This is a genomic window from Pseudobacillus sp. FSL P4-0506 (assembly GCF_038003025.1).
In the GTDB taxonomy this organism is placed as follows: Bacteria; Bacillota; Bacilli; order Bacillales; family Domibacillaceae; genus Pseudobacillus.
In genome coordinates, this window is record NZ_JBBOOI010000001.1 from 3,220,911 (window position 1) to 3,237,500 (window position 16,590).

The following is a 16,590-nucleotide window of genomic DNA, read 5'->3' on the forward strand; positions in this document are numbered from 1 at the left end:
GGTGGCATACCGAAGTTTTCTTATATTTAAATGCAACATGTCATTGCCTGAATATAAAAGTGTTTCAAAAGGTTAAAAAAGAATAGGTGTGAGCACACATAATAAGATGGATTCTTCCTCTAAAGGGTTTTCATAATCATGTGGGATTTGGGAAGGAAAATGAATCGATTCTCCTTCAGCGACATCAAATTCTTCGCCATCCACATTGAATCGAACTAGACCTTTTAATACGTAGTAAAACTCTTCCCCAGCATGACTATAATCGTAGTCTTTCTGCTGCTTAGGCTGAAGTGCCACAACAAGCGGTTCCAGTGCTCTGCTTGAAAAATTGCCACTAAGCCGGACATAGGCAGTCTCTGAGCCTTCAATACGAAACTTTTTCTGATCACTTTTCTTCACATAAAACTTTGTGTGATTAATAGGTTTGTCAAAAAAATACGATATATCCACCTCAAATGCATCAGCAATTTTCTTCAATGAAGTGATCGTCAACGAAGACGAACCACGTTCAATCATAGACAAAAAACCAGTTGATAAATTTGTTTTTTCGCTTAGTTCTTTTAATGTTAATTTACGATCCAAACGTAATCTTTTAATTTCTTCATGAATATGGTCCATTATCTAAGGATCATCCTCTCAACAAAAAATTCAATATATTGAATTATATTTAGTATTTTGAATTATACTCACTTTTTTGTCAATTAAAAATTTTTCATTAATTTTACAGAGGGGCATGCACAAGAAGATCAAGATGATAAAATGTAAGGATAGACCACTTAATTAACTTTATCTATCCAACACTCTGACATAGCCATTGCCGAGGACTTGTGTTTATCCCGCATTAATGAGATTCATTGAAAAATTTGTTACTCAAACAAAAAGTAAGTTTCAATAAAAACAGTGAAAAGAAAGTGCAAAGAAAAATTTTAAAAGTAAAGGGACAAATGTGGTTTTCGAGTGGCTTAATTAGGATACTCATACCACTGTAAATAAAAAATAGAAAAGGAGCCACACAGTGTGATCCATTTAAAAACGTTCACAGAAAAAGATTTTGAGGGGCTTATCCGAGAGATTGATTCCGAACGACTAATGATGCAATGGTCAGGACGAACCTATCAGTATCCATTAACAAAAGAGCAGCTTAGCGAATACGTTGAGATGGAAGTCCAAAAAGGCAGCTACATTTATAAAGCCGTAGATTCGATAACCAATGAAGTTGTCGGTCATATTGCATTAAGAGAAATTAACCAGGTACACCAGATAGGAAGAATCAGCTACGTACTTGTTTATAAAGAACACCGGGGCAAAGGAATTGCCAATCAGCTTTTTCAAAAGATTCTTCACTTAGCCTTTAATGAATTACTATTAAACCGGGTGAGTCTCGGCGTGTTTAATTTTAATAAAGCGGCTATCGCCTGCTATGAAAATTTTGGTTTTAAAAAGGAAGGGATTCAACGTCAGGTATGTAGGTTTAAAGATGAATATTGGGATAATATTGAGATGGCGCTTCTACGTAGTGAATGGGAGAAACAGAATAAACTCCCTCAGCCAGAAGTGATGTAAATATGAAAACTATTTTGCTTTCACAAGTTAAAAATAGACCTTGCCACCCCTCATTTGACTCAATTAGTGAAAAGAGCCTGCACTCTTCAAGTGCAGGCTCTTAACGTGTACACCACTCCCTTCTTCAAAAAGTCGTACTAAAATTTATCCCGATATATTATTCCACCAGGATAAATGAGAAATAGAGGGTTCTCCATCTAGAGGGATGGTTTCACCAATTTTGGGAGCAACTATACTAATTTTGGCCTTTTCAGCTGCTGTTAAGGCTCGTTCTATCGGTTCCGTCCAGCCATGATAAGCAAGGGTAAAAGCTCCCCAGTGAATTAACATCATTCGCTTGCTCTTTATGTCTATGCTAGCCTGGATAGATTCTTCTGGTGTCATATGAGCCCAAGGCCAGCGCCTATCATATTGACCGCCTTCAATTAATGCCATATCAAAAGGTCCGTATTTTTCTCCTATTTCTTTAAAATGGGCATCATACCCTCCATCTCCACTCGTAAAGAAGCGTGTCTGCTTTCCGAGAATGATCCAGCCCCCCCATAGAGTCGTATCTCGATTAGCAATTCCCCTTCCGGAAAAGTGTTTGGATGGAGTCAACACAATGGTTAAACCGCGGAATTGGATCTCATCCCACCAATTTAGCACTGTAATTTTCTCTTTTTCCACTCCCCACCGAATCAAGTGGGCATCGACGCCGAGAGGAACGAAAAAATGTTCAACCTTGCTCTTTAACTTTAAGATGGACGGATAGTCTAAGTGATCGTAATGATCGTGTGTAATAAACATCGCATCAATAGGCGGCAGCTCATCAATAATATCCAGTGTATTTTGGCTATACCGTTTGCTTCCTGCAAAAGGAACAGGTGAAGCGATGGGACCTAACATCGGATCTACGAGTACTTTCTTGTTATCGATATTCAGCAAAAAAGCAGAATGTCCAAACCATGTTAGGCTGTCTTCTTCACTATTGATTTTATTCCAATTAATCATTGAGACAGGAATTGGGCCAGCAGGATGACGTTCGGCCTTACCTGACATATTCTCCCTCACCATGGATAAATAATCAGATGCACTCATACTCAGCTTTGCTGGGATTTGGTTAATAAATTTGCCCTCCACGTAATTATCCAACTGACTATATGCTTCCCTTTGCACCTTGCTTGGATTTCCACCAAATACCGGATTTAGTTTCATAAACAAAAAGATGAGGACAATCAATCCAACTAATAATATGGCTAAATAAATAATCACTTTTCTAATCCCTTCACTTTTCAATTAAGGTATTTCCAATGGTCATTTTTCGTTCGAAAACAATTGTTTAACAGCTATAACGGAAGCCGGTACCCTTAACCGACTAGCATAAAAAGCAAAATGGGTAATCACTTCAACAAGTTCTTTTTCGTTGCTGCCGAAGTTGCTGGCCTTCGCATTTCAAGAAGTCATAAAAAGCGCTTGCATCAAACTAATGGCAAAAATGTTGGCTGAAACTATGGCACCGAGAAGGAGCGGCTTCTTCTCTCCACTCTCTAAGCGGCGGAATGGTAATCTTAATTACATTGATTCTCGTACCTGTCACCCGCTGCAATGAAAGAGTTACCCATTCTCTCATTGAACGATTCATGGCAGGCTGCCGCATCGAACAAGAACATGCGTAGTCGTTGCTTCAATAAAAAACATTTATTCTAATTACCGCCTAACAATCAGCGTTCCTCAAAAATTCCCACGCAAATGAAAGGCTAATTGAATTTTTAAAAAATCTTCATGATTATCTAATGCAAGACCGAGAGTTTCTTCGATTTTCTTGAGCCGTTTATAAAGAGTGTTAGGATGTATGTGAAGCTTTTTAGCTGTTTTAGATGCTGATCGATTCATTATGATATAGCTAAACAATGTCTTTTCTAACTCACTATTTATTTCTTCTTTGTCCATCAATGGTCCCAAAATTTCATCTGAAAAGTCTTTGACTTCCTCAGGTGATTGGTGGAGAAAAAAGCGGTTGATTCCGATTTGCTTATATTGAATAACCCCCGTCTCATTACGCGTTGTTAGATAGGAAAGTGCTTTTACCGCTTCATGATAGCTTTTTTTAATTAGTTCAACGCCCGTATAAGCATTTCCCACTCCGATACTAACTCCTAAAACATCCTGATGCCTCCGCTCCTCGATGATAGTACTTATTTCTTCTGTAAATGCTTTTAATTCTACCGGGCTTTCAAACGGGGCTAAAATAGTGACCTTGTTATTCAAGCCAAATATTAACATGTCTCTGTTCTTTAAATTTTTTTTAATGGTGGAAATAAATTGATGGACAATTGCCTCTAACATTCTTAAATCCGAACAGGCCGGGATTTCCGCCAAGGCGACACAAAAATAGGAAGATAGATTCAGCCCAAATTCTTTTCCTTTTAATACAAGTAATTCAGGATCTTCATTTTGGAGCAGCTTACTAAAATATTCGTGTATTTTTTTATAATAGACATCAGTCAGTGTTTGCTCCTTAACCGCCTCCAGAGAAAGAATTGTTCCTCCTTGTTCAACAGTTGTCTGTGCTATCTTTGAAAGCTCCCCTTCCACTTTTACAATTAAACAGCCAAGAAAAACTGTACCGTCTGTAATCGGATATAAATAAAAATGTTCTTGATATATATCAAAAACATCAATAAAAACAGGTTCCCTTCTTTCAGAAAAAATCAGGGAGATTTCCTCTACACTAAATGGACGAGATCTGCCTTTCACATTCGGTATATATTCGTCTTCTATAAAGTTAATATAAAAGACAGGCGTATCGAGCATCCGTCTTAAAGCTGAAATAATGGAAGCAGGCCCTTTGTTCTGCAAAGAAAGACTCGTTAGTAATCTGTGCACGTTATCCCGCTTTAAAAGAAACTTATTTTTTTCTTTTAATTGTTGGCTTAACATAGTAACTTCGTTTAACCGGATTTTTAATTCATCATAAAGTTGTGCATTTTGAATGGCAATCGCCGCCTGATCTGCAAACACTTTAAGAAGTTCAAGATCACGGCTAATCAGTTTTCCATTCTGATAAAACTGATGGACAGCTAGTACACCAATTCGTTTTTGTCCGATTGTTACAGGTGTACACAACATGGCTTTAATGGCATGCCCGTCTGAGGCAGACATCAGGATATCAAAATTTGCTTTACTAATATGATAATGGTCCATTTCATCAAAGGTCTCTTCCTTTGTCTGAAATATCCTTGGCTTCCCGTCGTGAAATACAATCCCGGTAATCGCCTCTTTCACTCGTATTTTAAATTCCTTTATTGAATGATTAAAACCGATAGAAGCCTTTACAGTCAAGCACTCCGAGTCGTAATCAAACAACTGCAAAAAGCCGGCATCGGCACTAGGGATCACGTTGATTGCACTGTTGATGATCGCCTCTAAACAATCCTTTTCATCAAGCGAAGAAATCGCACTGATCCCTTCAATTAAATGCTCTAATTCTGCATCTTTCGTCCGAATGACCTCTTGCTGATAAATCAAATAGAAAAATGTATACAGTTGTTCAAGTCTCTCTGTAATATCAACATAAGCATCTTGTGAAGCCCAAATGAGTATTTCACAGTCATTCGGATAAAAAAAAGATATAAACCGATTTCCATTGTTTTGGTGGATTGTATATTTCCCTGTTTTTTTCATTGGAGCTTTTGGAAGAGAAAAAAGGGATGTATCCCTCCCGTTTTCATATATAAGCCGAAATTGATGATTTCGGTGATTCCGTATCCAAACTTTAACCGTTAAGGAGGCTAGCCACTCCTGAATCAATGATGGTATAGAAGAAGATTCCATATTCACACTCCTTTTTATGGTGTGTATTCCCACACTAAAATTAACTATATTGGTTGCAAGTGAACATTGCAATTAATATTTAGAAAATTTTATAATTTTAAAAAAGATATTGAAAGCGCTTTAATTTCTTAAATGCTTGGGACCGAGAAATGATCAACCCGAAAGCTTTTTCAGGAACAATTTATTAGGAGGGATATGGATGGGAACATTTTTACAACAGAAAAACAAAAAACACTTTATTCTTGGTCTTCTGTTTGCTGGCTGGCTTCTTAGCTATCTTGACCGAATGGTAATGGGAGTTGCAGTCGTTGCAATCAGTCAAGACTTCCAGTTGGACCCTGCCTCTATCGGTGTTGTCCTAAGCAGCTTTTTTGCCGGCTATGCCCTCATGCAAATTCCAGGAGGGTGGTTAAGTGATAAATATGGCTCTAGAAGAATCGTCATCTTCTCTATCATTGCCTGGTCTATATTCACCGTTTTAAGCGGATTAGCTTGGTCACTTACATCACTGCTCGTCATCCGTTTCTTGTTTGGTCTCGGAGAAGGCGGCTATCCTTCCGCCAGCCAAAAAGCAATTGCTGAGTTTTACTCTAAAAAAGAACGGGCCAAAGCCTCTTCATTCATGATGTCCTCTAATAGCTTTGGCATCGCCCTCGCTCCGTTAATCGCAGCGCCGATGTTGGTTTGGCTAGGATGGCGATGGATGTTCATCACTATTGGCGCTGCCGGGCTGATTATGGGCATTCTTTTTTGGAAGCACCTTCATCCCCCAAAAAGGTTGGAATGGGAGGACAGAGAAAATACAAGTAAAAATAAAGTTCCAATGAAAACGCTTTTAAAATCATCGTCTCTCTGGAAGATTATGGTTATGTGGTTTGGCGCTGATATTGTTGTTTGGGGATTAGCCGGCTGGATGCCTTCTTATTTAATTAATGAGCGTGGAATGGGAATCCTGTCAACTGGCTTTATTGCGTCCTTGCCAGCCATTGCTTCAGGACTCACTGTGATGTTTGGCGGTTTACTCCTTGAAAAGTTTTTTAGCGGCCGGGAGAAATACTTTACAGGAATTGGCATGATATTAACTTCAATCTGCTTATACTTTATATTTGCTTCATCATCTGTAGCCGGTGTTATCACAGCTTATATATTAAGCATGACGTTTGTATCGACCGCGATTATTACCACCTACTCATTGCCTCATAAATTGCTATCTAAAGAGATTATTGGCTCAGCAATGGGCTTTATAAATATGGGAGGACAGGCTGCAGGATTTCTGGCACCGCTCGTGATGGGCTTTTTAATCAGTGGATTTGGAACGTACAACGCAGCTTTTTGGTTTTTAATTGCGGGAGCGGTCGTATCCGTTGTTGCCGCTTTCACCATTACCAATAATGAAAAGAAATTAAATACTGAAAGTTCAAAAGCGGCAGCGCAATAAAACGTTTTATCTTATGTTTTAAGGATGTGAAGTTTTCATTAAGATAGAAAATTTCTTCTCACCTTATTCTACTACTTTTAATTTCACAATCTTGCTATTCAAGATCTGAAGGAGGAAGTTTCATAGATGACAAAGCAGAATTTATGGGAATGGATCAATCAATATGAACAAAAACTGAACGAGATTGCCCTCAATATTTGGAATAAGCCAGAAACAGCAATGGAGGAAGAGTACGCCTCTAATTTGCAAGCTTCTTTATTGGAAGAGACCGGATTTCATATTAAACGCACTATTGCGGGTATGCGCACAGCTTTTATTGCTGAGTACGGAAGCGGGAAGCCAATCTTAGGGGTTCTAGGTGAATATGATGCGTTACCGGGTTTATCACAAGAGCTTATAGCTACTCGCAAACCTATTGAACAAGGGGCCCCTGGACATGGATGCGGGCACAACTTATTAGGAACAGCTGGCCTTGGAGCGGCTTTAGCCATTAAACAAGCTCTCGAAAAAGGAGAAATTTCTGGCACCATTCGTTATTATGGCTGCCCAGCGGAAGAAACATTAACCGGAAAGGTTATCATGGCCAAAGAAGGTGTATTTGATGATTTAGATGCTTGTTTCACTTGGCATCCAGCACCTATTACAACCGTGTGGAGCGCTTCAACATTAGCGATGAACTCTATCAAGTTTAAGTTCACCGGTGTTGCTTCCCATGCCGCTGCAGCACCGCATATGGGCAGAAGCGCCTTAGACGGTGTGGAATTGATGAATATTGGTGCGAATTATTTAAGAGAGCATATCATAGACGCAGCCCGGATTCATTACTCCATTACAAATGGAGGGCATGAGCCAAATATCGTCCATCCAGAAGCAGAGGTATGGTATTATATCCGCGCTCCCCATAGAGAAGAGGTGAAAGAGATAACAAAGAGATTAAAAAAGATTGCTTCTGGTGCTGCCATGATGACCGAAACAGAGGTTGAATCGGAGCTTCTCGCCGGCTGTTATGACACGTTATCTAACAGTGTGTTAGAAGATGTTTTGTATAATAATATGAATGAGATTCACTCCCCTCGCTTCACAGGAGAGGACTACCAATTTGCCGAGGAAATCTCTAAATCATATACCTTAAGTCAAAAACGCAGCGTGATGCAGACCTATCATGCGCCAGACTATATCAACCAAATGGTCCTTCATGACTCAGTTGAAGCCACATTTGATAAAGGAAAAATTGCTCCCGGCTCCACCGATGTTGGTGATGTTAGCTGGATTACTCCGCTTGCACAATGCTTAATAAGCTGCTGGCCAATGGGCACAGCTCCACACACATGGCAATCAACGGCTGCCTCCGGTTCAGGAGTCGGCTTAAAAGGAATGATTTTTGCAGCAAAAACCCTCGCTGGGGGTTTATATGACCTGTACAGCGATGACAGAAAAATCGAGCAAGCCAAACGGGAATTTGAAACTCGTACGAAAGATAACAAGTATAAGCCTGCTCTTCCTGTGTAAAGACGGAATATACTGATGCGTTCTTTTCTTATTAAATAACAGATAGTAAAAAACTCTTCTTTTGCTGGGTGACAAAAGCTTAGAGGCAAACTGCTCCATCTTCAGATCGGCAATTTAAGCTGGCTTTAAAACTGAATGCTGAAGCTGATTAACAAAATTTAGCATCCAGACAGTTTTTCCATGGGCGGCTATGTGACCTAATGCCACCGAAAACAAAACCGATATTGCGTATAAAGCCGACTCCGTGGTTCTTTTCGATCGTTTAGGCGCCGTACGCTAAGATGGCATTGTTTAATATGTAATACTGTCAGTATCACGACCGGCATCTGTAAATGGTGTCGGTTTTTAATTACCCGCACGGCAGGAATGGGGAGCTGTTCCACTCGATTGGCTTTTCCGAATAAAGAGCATACAAACAAACTACTATGAAAGCAGTGATCAATTCAATAAAAAAGCTAATATGAGTGATAACGATAAAACTTTTTATCATATGACGCTGTAATGCTTAGAACTAAACGAATTTCCATTGAACGTAGATACATATGCATCACCGTTAACAAGAAAAAATTCCCCTTCTTCATTGCGTTCTTCCCTTTCACTAATTTTAAATGAGTTAAAAATATCTTGGGAGTGCTCACCTGTTACCACTGGACCTGACTCCAGGATTGAACGATGAGTACTCTTGTTTTCTGTTAACCCTGCTCCCGACTACAACTATTTTCCCCCTACCACTCTATTACATTAAAATACTTAAAGACAGCTCTCACTTATCCTTGCAATCCAATAGAAAAGCTGATATTGTATAATATAATTACATATTTACTTATTTCAATACTTTTTTGAAGTAAGGATAGAGGCGCAAAGACCATGAGTACGCAATATGAGGATAATGAGGTCCAATGATGATTGCGAAAAGGGGAATTTGCCGAAGCCGAAAGAATCTCATTTTTCTTGAAGCTGGTTCTGTTATTGAATAAATACAGAATTGTCATATAGGAAACTATATGGAGGGCTATCTTACGCACAGAAATAATTTTTCACCTAATTGTTTCTACTGCAGCAGCGAAGCCTCGCTGCTGCTTTTTTGCGTTAACTACCAACCGCCCTTCTCCCTCTATTGTATAAAAATAATAAAGGATGTGGAGAAGCAATGAATTTCGGACAAATTTTAACTGCTATGGTAACCCCATTTGAACAAAATGGTGAGATTGATTTTCATGCTACAGAAAACTTAATTAATTATTTAATTAACAATGGCACGGACGGCTTAGTGGTAGCGGGCACAACCGGAGAATCCCCTACGTTAACGACGGAAGAGAAAGTTGAGTTATTTAAGTTTGTCGTCGAAGTTGTAAATGGAAGAGTTCCTGTTATTGCTGGTACCGGCTCCAATAACACAAGAGCCTCTATTCATTTGACGAAGCTTGCAGAGGAAGCAGGAGTCGATGGCATTATGCTCGTTGTCCCTTATTATAACAAGCCGTCGCAAGAGGGTTTACATCAACACTTTAAAGCGATTGCTGAGTCCACGTCATTACCGGTCATGCTTTATAATATACCAGGGCGAAGCGTGGTCAATATGTCTGTTGAGACAGTTGTTCGCCTGGCACAGATCCCCAACATTGTCTCCATTAAAGATGCAAGCGGCAATTTAGATGCCATGACAGAAATCATAAGCCAAACACCTGACGATTTTTCATTGTACAGTGGAGACGATGGGTTAACCTTACCAGTATTATCAATTGGCGGTACAGGAGTGATCTCAGTTGCTTCTCATGTTATCGGAAATGAAATGCAAAGGATGATTGAAAACTTCAGGAATGGAAAACTTAGAGAGGCGGCTCTAGCCCATCGCCACCTTCTCCCCATCGTGAAAGCGTTATTTGCTGCACCAAGTCCATCACCTGTAAAAGCCGCATTAAATTTAAACGGGATCCCTGTAGGCGGTGTTCGCTTACCAATGGTTCCTCTAAATGAGGAAGAAAAAGCGGACTTACAACAAGCACTGCAATCACTGAGTGTAAAAGAAAAAGCGATTTCTTAATGTACATTCTATTGAAAAAGAGCTGGCCTTCGTGCATTTTTGCACCAAGGTCAGCTCTTTTCTCGTATTTCACACTGCTACGAATAAACCCCACCACCTACTCTTCAACAGATCCCCGCTGCAGTCGCTTCTTATCTTATACTCATTGTGAAATTAACCATTATCCTCTTTTCTACCAAAGAATCCATTAGCTACTTTGATTTCATTCAACTGTCCTTTGTTGATTATGCAATTAATAAAGGAATAACCATTCATTCTCCCGACAACCAAATACACGGATAAGACTGTCATCTACCGTAAAGGATTTTAGCTGCTGGAAGTTTATTTCCCTCCTGCTAAAAATAAAATCACACGAAATCATTTCCAACACGCGCCTCTCTATGTAAAAAAATTTTTACAAGCGGATGAAATTTTTTTTACTATTTATATTATTTTTATATAACTCAGGATTGAGGGGGCTCCCCGATTTTAGTCAGTTCGTTTGAACAATAAAATAATATTGAGAAAATTCCTTATTTACAACGTTTCGCAGCAAATTTTTATGAGATTGGCACACAAATTGCATATTAGAATAAAACCAAGGGAAGCGGTTACAAGCGGATGATTAAAATCATCCTCACTTGAGTCAGTAAAGAGAGGAGTATCGAAAAGTCGCTTGATTGGTTTATAACGGGGAGCACTAAGCGGTTATTACTTAGCTTCTATAATTTAGATGTGAATGTATACGGTTGTGAAAAAAGATAGAAAAGGATGGATATTTTCATATGAATAAAAAAGGCGGAATTTTTTACGGATGGTGGATTGTTGCAGCAGCCTTCTTAATTATGACATTTATTTATGCTCCAATTGCAAACTTGGTTTCTTTGTTTACCCTGCCTGTTACAAAGGAACTCGGATTTAGTTCTTCTCAATTTATGTTGTATTTCACCATTATGTCCTTGGCTGCGATGGCTACAGGACCATTTGCCGGAAAACTAATGAAAAAGATGGACGTAAGAGTTTATTTAACATTATTTATTTCAATTTCAGCTCTTGCCTTTATCGGATTTTCCTTCTCAACAAAACTGATTCATTTCTATTTATTTGCTATCCTTATGGGTGCTGGCTTGTCTGGCGGTGCCATGATACCAGGATCTGTTCTGATTACAAATTGGTTTAATGAAAAACGTGGTTTATGTTTAGGGATTGCTCTTGCAGGAAGTGGTTTCGGCGGTGTTATCATGAGCCCTGTTGTCAACTGGCTTATTTCAGCTTATGACTGGAGAACAGCTTATCTTGTGATTGGAATTTTAATTGCTGTGATCTTAATTCCATTAGCAGTCTTTGTTATTAGATTGCACCCTGCTGATAAAGGCTTGGCGCCGTTAGGTGAAGCACCATCGTCAGATGTTGTGCAAAATAAAGTATTAGCAGGTGCTACTCAGGGAGAAACATTTAAATCCGTGTCATTTTGGGCTCTGTGTGCAGCAATCTTAATTGGCGGCATTGTTGTGAATGCCATGTTGATCAACCTCGCGCCATATTTGGCTAGTATCGGCACAACGGCCAAAACAGCTGCATTGCTTCTATCATTAGGTTCAGCTATGGTTATTATCGGAAAGCTATTAGTAGGGCGGCTATTTGATAAGCTTGGGCTAATTACTACAGTATTCTTGATTTCGGCATCCAGCTTGGTCAGTTTTCTATTTTTAATGAAAGCAAATGTCGTTGCTCCGGCCGTTCTTTACACAATTTTTTCTGGAATCGGTTCAACGGCTGTTACGGTTACACCGGCCTATCTTACAGGCGCTCTTTACGGAGAAAAAGAATACGGAGCCAAATACGGTGTGGTTTCCATCTTTATCTCACTCGGTGCTGCGACCACTCCAGTAATATCAGGAGCAATCTTCAATATTAGCCATTCTTATAGCTTGCTTCTAAATGTATTAATTGGACTTGCTATTGTTCAGTTTGTTTTATTCTTTATCGCAAGTAAAACAAAGCCGGAGTTTGATCCTGTAGAGGAAATTCAACCGCAAGAAGCCATGTAATGCGTTCAATAGATCCTGTCCTTCCTAAAATTCATAAGGAGGATGTCAAATGGGTCATGCTACAGCAATGAAAGATGTAAGAAAAAAGTGGAAACAGCTCTGAATCATAAAAACCATTGAACCATTCAACCTACCGTCAATTCATGCTCTGTAAATGGGCATTTAATAGAAAATGCGCCCAAAATAGAAACAGGCATTTAAACACAGGGCTTTCTCTTTTACGAGCATCATTGCTAAACAGAAAAGACATTACATTAACCTAAAAAATAGAGCCTGCTCTCATGAATATGCAGAGAGCAAGCTCTATTTCTTTGATTCTAATCTTTTTTATTTAGTTGATTTTTTTCAGATATTGCCTGCAAGGCTCTTCGGTATTCATCGTCTTTTATCTTTTTCTCCGGTTGGTGGTCTATATTATCACCTTTAGTTGTCTCTTTAAATGATTGAAGGGCCTTTCGATAAGCTTGATCATTCATGGTAGAGGAGGTTTGACGATCGGCAACTTCTAATGTTATATTATTGGCACTTTCCACTTTTTTCTCTTCAGGCTTAATGGGCTCAGCCATTTCCAAAGCCTTCACTTCATTATTATTCTGCCCTTCCATTTCAGTGCCTTGCTGAATTTCTTCTTCAGTTTTTTCCGATGATACAGCCTTTGTGTTAATGATGGTTAAGGCCACTACTCCAATAATAGCGAGGACAATAAAAAAGATGATGACTGCCATTATTGATCATCTCTTTCTTTCGTAAACGTTTTTGTTACCATGGCAACCCGCTCCCCTAAGGCTTTTCCGAGCGCTAACCCTTCTTGAGGAATAAGCTGTGTTTCATCAACAGAACATGTGATTCCAACCCCATAATAAGATCCGTAAAGGGAATTCTCAGGGATGTTTCCTGGTAACCCTACAATGATCATTCCCTGGTGAAGCATTGGTGTGATCAAATTAAGCATGGTAGCTTCTAATCCGCCGTGAGTTGTTGCAGTCGTGCAGAAAACAGCCCCCACCTTATTAATAAGCTTTCCTTCAGCCCACAAATAACCAAGTCGATCAATCCAATTCTTCAACCCGGAACTAATTGTTCCAAAATGTCCTGGACAGCCCCATATAATTGCATCCATGTCAGCAAGTTTGTATATATCCGCCTGCTCTACATGGTCAAGGTATACTTCTGCGCCCCCAACCTTTTTTGCCCCTTCTGCGATGGACTCCGCAAGGACCTTTGTATGTTCTCCTTCGCTATCATAAACTACATAGATTTTCATCGTATATTTTCACCTCATATTGTATTTATCCTTATTGCAGGAAAGGTCGTTTCATCAAACTTAACTAAAAAGTGAACCTCATAATTAGAAAGCAAATAGAAAAGAGTATTTATAAATGGAACATGTCCATGATTAAATGGAAATTTTAATTTCTGCGTTCATGCCAGGCAATACCTTAGAAGAAGGACTTTGAATAGAGATTTTTACCGGGACTTTTTGAGTTACTTTTGTGTAATTGCCACTCGAGTTTTCAGAAGGAAGTGCTGAGAACACAGAATTTGTAGCATAACCAATCTCTTGAATGGTGCCATTAAAAGTAGTGTCTGCATCCCCATCAACAGTAATATCTACGCTATTTCCAACTTCGATATTTTTTATATCTGTTTCTTTAATGTTCGCAGTAATATACAGATTATTCATGTCTGCCGTCTCTGCTAAAACCTGACCCGCCTGAACCATTTCATTTGCTTTAGCTTCATTTTTAATCACTGTTCCTGAATCCATTGCGTGAACAGGAAGAGTTTCTTTCCCATCTGATACCTTGCCTATAGCTTCTGTTTTGGCAACATGTTTACCCGCTTTCATATTCCAATCCTTCAATACACCTGAAGCTGGTGCAACCACTTGCATAATATCAGCCGATACGACAGCATCATCTGTTCGCACAAAATTATTGTTTTCATAGTAGAAAAATGCTCCACCAGCAATTAACCCGACAACGATTACGATCCCTATAATGTTGATTAAGATTAGACGTCTTTTATACACGTTTCTCTCTCCTGTTCAATTTCGTTATGTTTCTTTCATCATGTCAAACAGCCTTCTACTTTTTCTCTTGAGGGGCAGGCAAAAGCATCCTTTTCGGCTTTTGAACAAGTGATCTACCTTTCCCTGTAGCAATTTTCCCAATAGAAGCGAGCATCATGACTACAGCTAAAATGAGCAATAAAGTAAACAAATTATGATAAGCTCCCAAGACGGCTGCTTTTTTTGCGTTGGCTACAATTTCATATGAAGCTAAATCCTTAGCCTTTGATAAAGAGAGACCGTCCTCAACAAAATGTTTTATTAACTTCGTCATTTCCCATTTAAACTCTGGATTGTTTGCGTCTAAATGCTCCCTTATTCTTTCATAATGATTGGCATTTTGCGTCGTTAAAAACCAGCCGATCACCGGTGAAATAACTGCGCCTAAAAAGTTTCGAATGGAATGTAACGTAACAGACCGCATGGATGCCTGATGAAGATCACCAGCAAGCGCGGTTCCTAGAGCTCCCGACACAAGCGTCATACTTATCCCACTGCTTAAACAAGCTGCTTGGAAATAAAGCGAGAACAAAGAAGCATCCGCTCCAACCATTCTCCACTGAATGCTGACATATATGACGGCTAAAGAGCCAATGAACCCCAGAACTCCAGCACCTAATTTGTCATAAAGAAACGTTTTTAGAATGGCTGTCACCACGATTCCGACAAAGAACCAAAAATAAAAATGAGACAAATATAGAAATGGTAGATTCATATTATTTCTTAAAAATCCGTTTATACCGGCAAGTGCAACGATTAAGGAAATATGAGCAGTGACTGCCATAATGGTTCCCGAAATGGGTTTGGGTGCTCTTAATGTAGCAAAAGGGATCAACGGCACCTCTGCTTTAAGATCAACATAAACAAACAAAACGAGTAAGATAAAGGCAATCACAAAAAATGGCCATACATACTGGGAAGAGAACCCCTTTTGATATAAATTACACAACGGAACGGCAAGGACAATCATCATAAGGGTTAATAGAAATATCCCCGTTTTGTCGACTGGTTTGTGTTCGTGTTTTTCCTTTTCATCTTTTGGTAATCCAAAGAAACCAATGATTAAGCATAATAAAGACGAAATCACATTTAATACAAACAACCAGCGCCAGGTATCCGTTTGTAAAGAAATAGAACCGAACAAAGCGCCAATAGCACTCGCGCCAAACAGACCAGTAATAACCATAAACAAAAAAGTGTTCCTAATCTTGTTCGGAAATGACTTTAGACTGGCCGGCAGAATAGTGAGAAAGATCATCCCGGCACTCAACCCCTGTATGACTCTTCCAATAATCAAAATAATTAATCCCGACGAAATGACACTGACGATAGAACCGCATAGAAAGATAAAAACAAAGGCCAAGTAATTTCTTTTCAGACCAATGCGCCTCGTCAATACCGGTCCAAACGGTACCGTCAATGCGAATGCCAAATTGGACAAAGTCGATGGGAAAAGGAGACTATTAGAATCCAGATGAAGCCCATTTTGGATAATATTTTGATTCAAAATATAAGACAGATTTGAAAAATATTGAGATCCTATTCCAAATATAGTTAGGATCGAGATAATTAAATATTGAGGAATAGGGACCTTCTCCGTCTCTGATGAAGATGTATTTATCTGTTGACTCATCTTCTTCCTCCTTTCATCAAGCGGTTAGCTTATTTATCGAATAACAACATACCCAAATAAGACAGTTCATTTAAAAGAAGCAAATTTTCAAGGCTTCACCTTTATATTGCATAAGACAAGTTGTATCATACAACATAAGAGCAAAAAAAACAATAAAAAAGACAGCCGACAATTTGTCCGCCATCTTTTTTAGCCATTTGTTCATTTTTCTTCAATTATTTTCTCCACTTTTTGAAATCGCGATTCAAACGCGTAAGATTTGCATCTAACTCTTCTAATTCTTCCTTTGTCCAGTCATGAAGCACTTCTGCATATGCGGCAAACCGAGCTTTTTGAACTTTATGTAGTATCTTTTGTCCTTCTTGAGTAATCTCTAGCAGGCTAATTCGTCCATTTTGCGGATCAGGATAACGAACGATGTAATTCTTCGCTTCCAAAGTGCTTACCTGCCTACTGGCCGTAGAAATATTTAGCAACAATTTTTCA

13 protein-coding genes and 1 riboswitch (1 of these 14 cut by a window edge) are annotated in these 16,590 nt (G+C 39.1%); of the genes, 5 read left to right on the plus strand and 8 right to left on the minus strand.

All coding sequences use genetic code 11. The annotated features are described in order from the left end of the window. Positions 1–72: 72 nt before the first annotated feature. Positions 73–618, minus strand: coding sequence for a helix-turn-helix domain-containing protein (locus MKZ02_RS16025; RefSeq protein ID WP_340854492.1), 546 nt, complete (start codon positions 616–618; stop codon positions 73–75). A gap of 399 nt (positions 619–1,017) precedes the next feature. Between MKZ02_RS16025 and MKZ02_RS16030 the strand changes: the two genes are divergently transcribed. After that, positions 1,018–1,563 carry a GNAT family N-acetyltransferase gene (locus MKZ02_RS16030; protein ID WP_340854494.1) on the plus strand — a complete coding sequence of 182 codons (546 nt, stop codon included), beginning with the start codon at positions 1,018–1,020 and terminating at the stop codon, positions 1,561–1,563. 144 nt (positions 1,564–1,707) lie between these two features. On the opposite strand, the gene MKZ02_RS16035 is transcribed toward MKZ02_RS16030, so the two are convergent. Together MKZ02_RS16035 and MKZ02_RS16040 are read right to left on the minus strand one after the other, a co-directional pair. Next, the gene (locus tag MKZ02_RS16035) at positions 1,708–2,814 is read right to left on the minus strand and encodes an MBL fold metallo-hydrolase (protein WP_340856424.1); all 1,107 of its coding nucleotides are present in this window, start codon (positions 2,812–2,814) and stop codon (positions 1,708–1,710) included. Positions 2,815–3,276: 462 nt separating this feature from the next. After that, positions 3,277–5,379 carry a helix-turn-helix domain-containing protein gene (locus MKZ02_RS16040; RefSeq protein ID WP_340854495.1) on the minus strand — a complete coding sequence of 701 codons (2,103 nt, stop codon included), beginning with the start codon at positions 5,377–5,379 and terminating at the stop codon, positions 3,277–3,279. A gap of 199 nt (positions 5,380–5,578) precedes the next feature. On the opposite strand from MKZ02_RS16040, the gene MKZ02_RS16045 reads away from it, so the two are divergent. The 4 genes from MKZ02_RS16045 (at position 5,579) to MKZ02_RS16060 (ending at position 12,400) form a co-directional block, all read left to right on the plus strand. Continuing rightward, positions 5,579–6,817: an MFS transporter gene (locus MKZ02_RS16045; RefSeq protein ID WP_340854498.1), complete on the plus strand. Its 1,239-nt coding sequence runs from the start codon at positions 5,579–5,581 to the stop codon at positions 6,815–6,817. Between the two features lie 126 nt (positions 6,818–6,943). After that, positions 6,944–8,326: a M20 family metallopeptidase gene (locus MKZ02_RS16050; protein WP_340854500.1), complete on the plus strand. Its 1,383-nt coding sequence runs from the start codon at positions 6,944–6,946 to the stop codon at positions 8,324–8,326. An 843-nt stretch (positions 8,327–9,169) separates the two neighbouring features. Next, a riboswitch (Lysine riboswitch) is annotated at positions 9,170–9,349 on the plus strand. Positions 9,350–9,476: 127 nt separating this feature from the next. Then, positions 9,477–10,370: a 4-hydroxy-tetrahydrodipicolinate synthase gene (gene dapA / locus MKZ02_RS16055; RefSeq protein WP_340854501.1), complete on the plus strand. Its 894-nt coding sequence runs from the start codon at positions 9,477–9,479 to the stop codon at positions 10,368–10,370. 764 nt (positions 10,371–11,134) lie between these two features. Further along, positions 11,135–12,400, plus strand: coding sequence for an MFS transporter (locus MKZ02_RS16060; protein ID WP_340854503.1), 1,266 nt, complete (start codon positions 11,135–11,137; stop codon positions 12,398–12,400). 317 nt (positions 12,401–12,717) lie between these two features. Here the strand turns inward: MKZ02_RS16060 and MKZ02_RS16065 are convergent, their stop codons facing one another. The 5 genes from MKZ02_RS16065 to MKZ02_RS16085 form a co-directional block, all read right to left on the minus strand. After that, the gene (locus MKZ02_RS16065; RefSeq protein WP_340854505.1) at positions 12,718–13,125 is read right to left on the minus strand and encodes a hypothetical protein; all 408 of its coding nucleotides are present in this window, start codon (positions 13,123–13,125) and stop codon (positions 12,718–12,720) included. Further along, complete coding sequence (locus MKZ02_RS16070) at positions 13,125–13,664, minus strand: NAD(P)H-dependent oxidoreductase (RefSeq protein WP_340854507.1); 540 nt, start codon at positions 13,662–13,664, stop codon at positions 13,125–13,127. Before MKZ02_RS16070 ends, MKZ02_RS16065 begins: the two co-directional genes overlap by 1 nt. Before the next feature lie 132 nt (positions 13,665–13,796). After that, positions 13,797–14,432, minus strand: a complete 636-nt coding sequence (locus tag MKZ02_RS16075) for an HlyD family efflux transporter periplasmic adaptor subunit (protein WP_120037527.1) — start codon at positions 14,430–14,432, stop codon at positions 13,797–13,799. Positions 14,433–14,487: 55 nt separating this feature from the next. After that, on the minus strand, positions 14,488–16,104 hold the full coding sequence (locus tag MKZ02_RS16080; RefSeq protein WP_340854509.1) for an MFS transporter: 1,617 nt from the start codon (positions 16,102–16,104) through the stop codon (positions 14,488–14,490). A gap of 215 nt (positions 16,105–16,319) precedes the next feature. Next, a protein-coding gene (locus MKZ02_RS16085; protein WP_120037523.1) for a MarR family winged helix-turn-helix transcriptional regulator crosses the window boundary here: on the minus strand, positions 16,320–16,590 show its 3' portion. Its footprint extends 158 nt past the window's final position; 271 of the gene's 429 nt are visible here — the last part of the coding sequence; the start codon falls outside the window, past its right edge — the gene reads right to left on this strand; its stop codon occupies positions 16,320–16,322.

What these genes read in the sequence shown, in the direction of transcription:
- MKZ02_RS16025 (WP_340854492.1), bottom strand. Translation starts at nt 618, where the DNA reads ATGGACCATATTCATGAAGAAATTAAAAGATTACGTTTGGATCGTAAA.
- MKZ02_RS16040 (WP_340854495.1), bottom strand. Translation starts at nt 5,379, where the DNA reads ATGGAATCTTCTTCTATACCATCATTGATTCAGGAGTGGCTAGCCTCC.
- MKZ02_RS16045 (WP_340854498.1), top strand. Translation starts at nt 5,579, where the DNA reads ATGGGAACATTTTTACAACAGAAAAACAAAAAACACTTTATTCTTGGT.
- MKZ02_RS16050 (WP_340854500.1), top strand. Translation starts at nt 6,944, where the DNA reads ATGACAAAGCAGAATTTATGGGAATGGATCAATCAATATGAACAAAAA.
- dapA (WP_340854501.1), top strand. Translation starts at nt 9,477, where the DNA reads ATGAATTTCGGACAAATTTTAACTGCTATGGTAACCCCATTTGAACAA.
- MKZ02_RS16060 (WP_340854503.1), top strand. Translation starts at nt 11,135, where the DNA reads ATGAATAAAAAAGGCGGAATTTTTTACGGATGGTGGATTGTTGCAGCA.
- MKZ02_RS16065 (WP_340854505.1), bottom strand. Translation starts at nt 13,125, where the DNA reads ATGGCAGTCATCATCTTTTTTATTGTCCTCGCTATTATTGGAGTAGTG.
- MKZ02_RS16070 (WP_340854507.1), bottom strand. Translation starts at nt 13,664, where the DNA reads ATGAAAATCTATGTAGTTTATGATAGCGAAGGAGAACATACAAAGGTC.
- MKZ02_RS16080 (WP_340854509.1), bottom strand. Translation starts at nt 16,104, where the DNA reads ATGAGTCAACAGATAAATACATCTTCATCAGAGACGGAGAAGGTCCCT.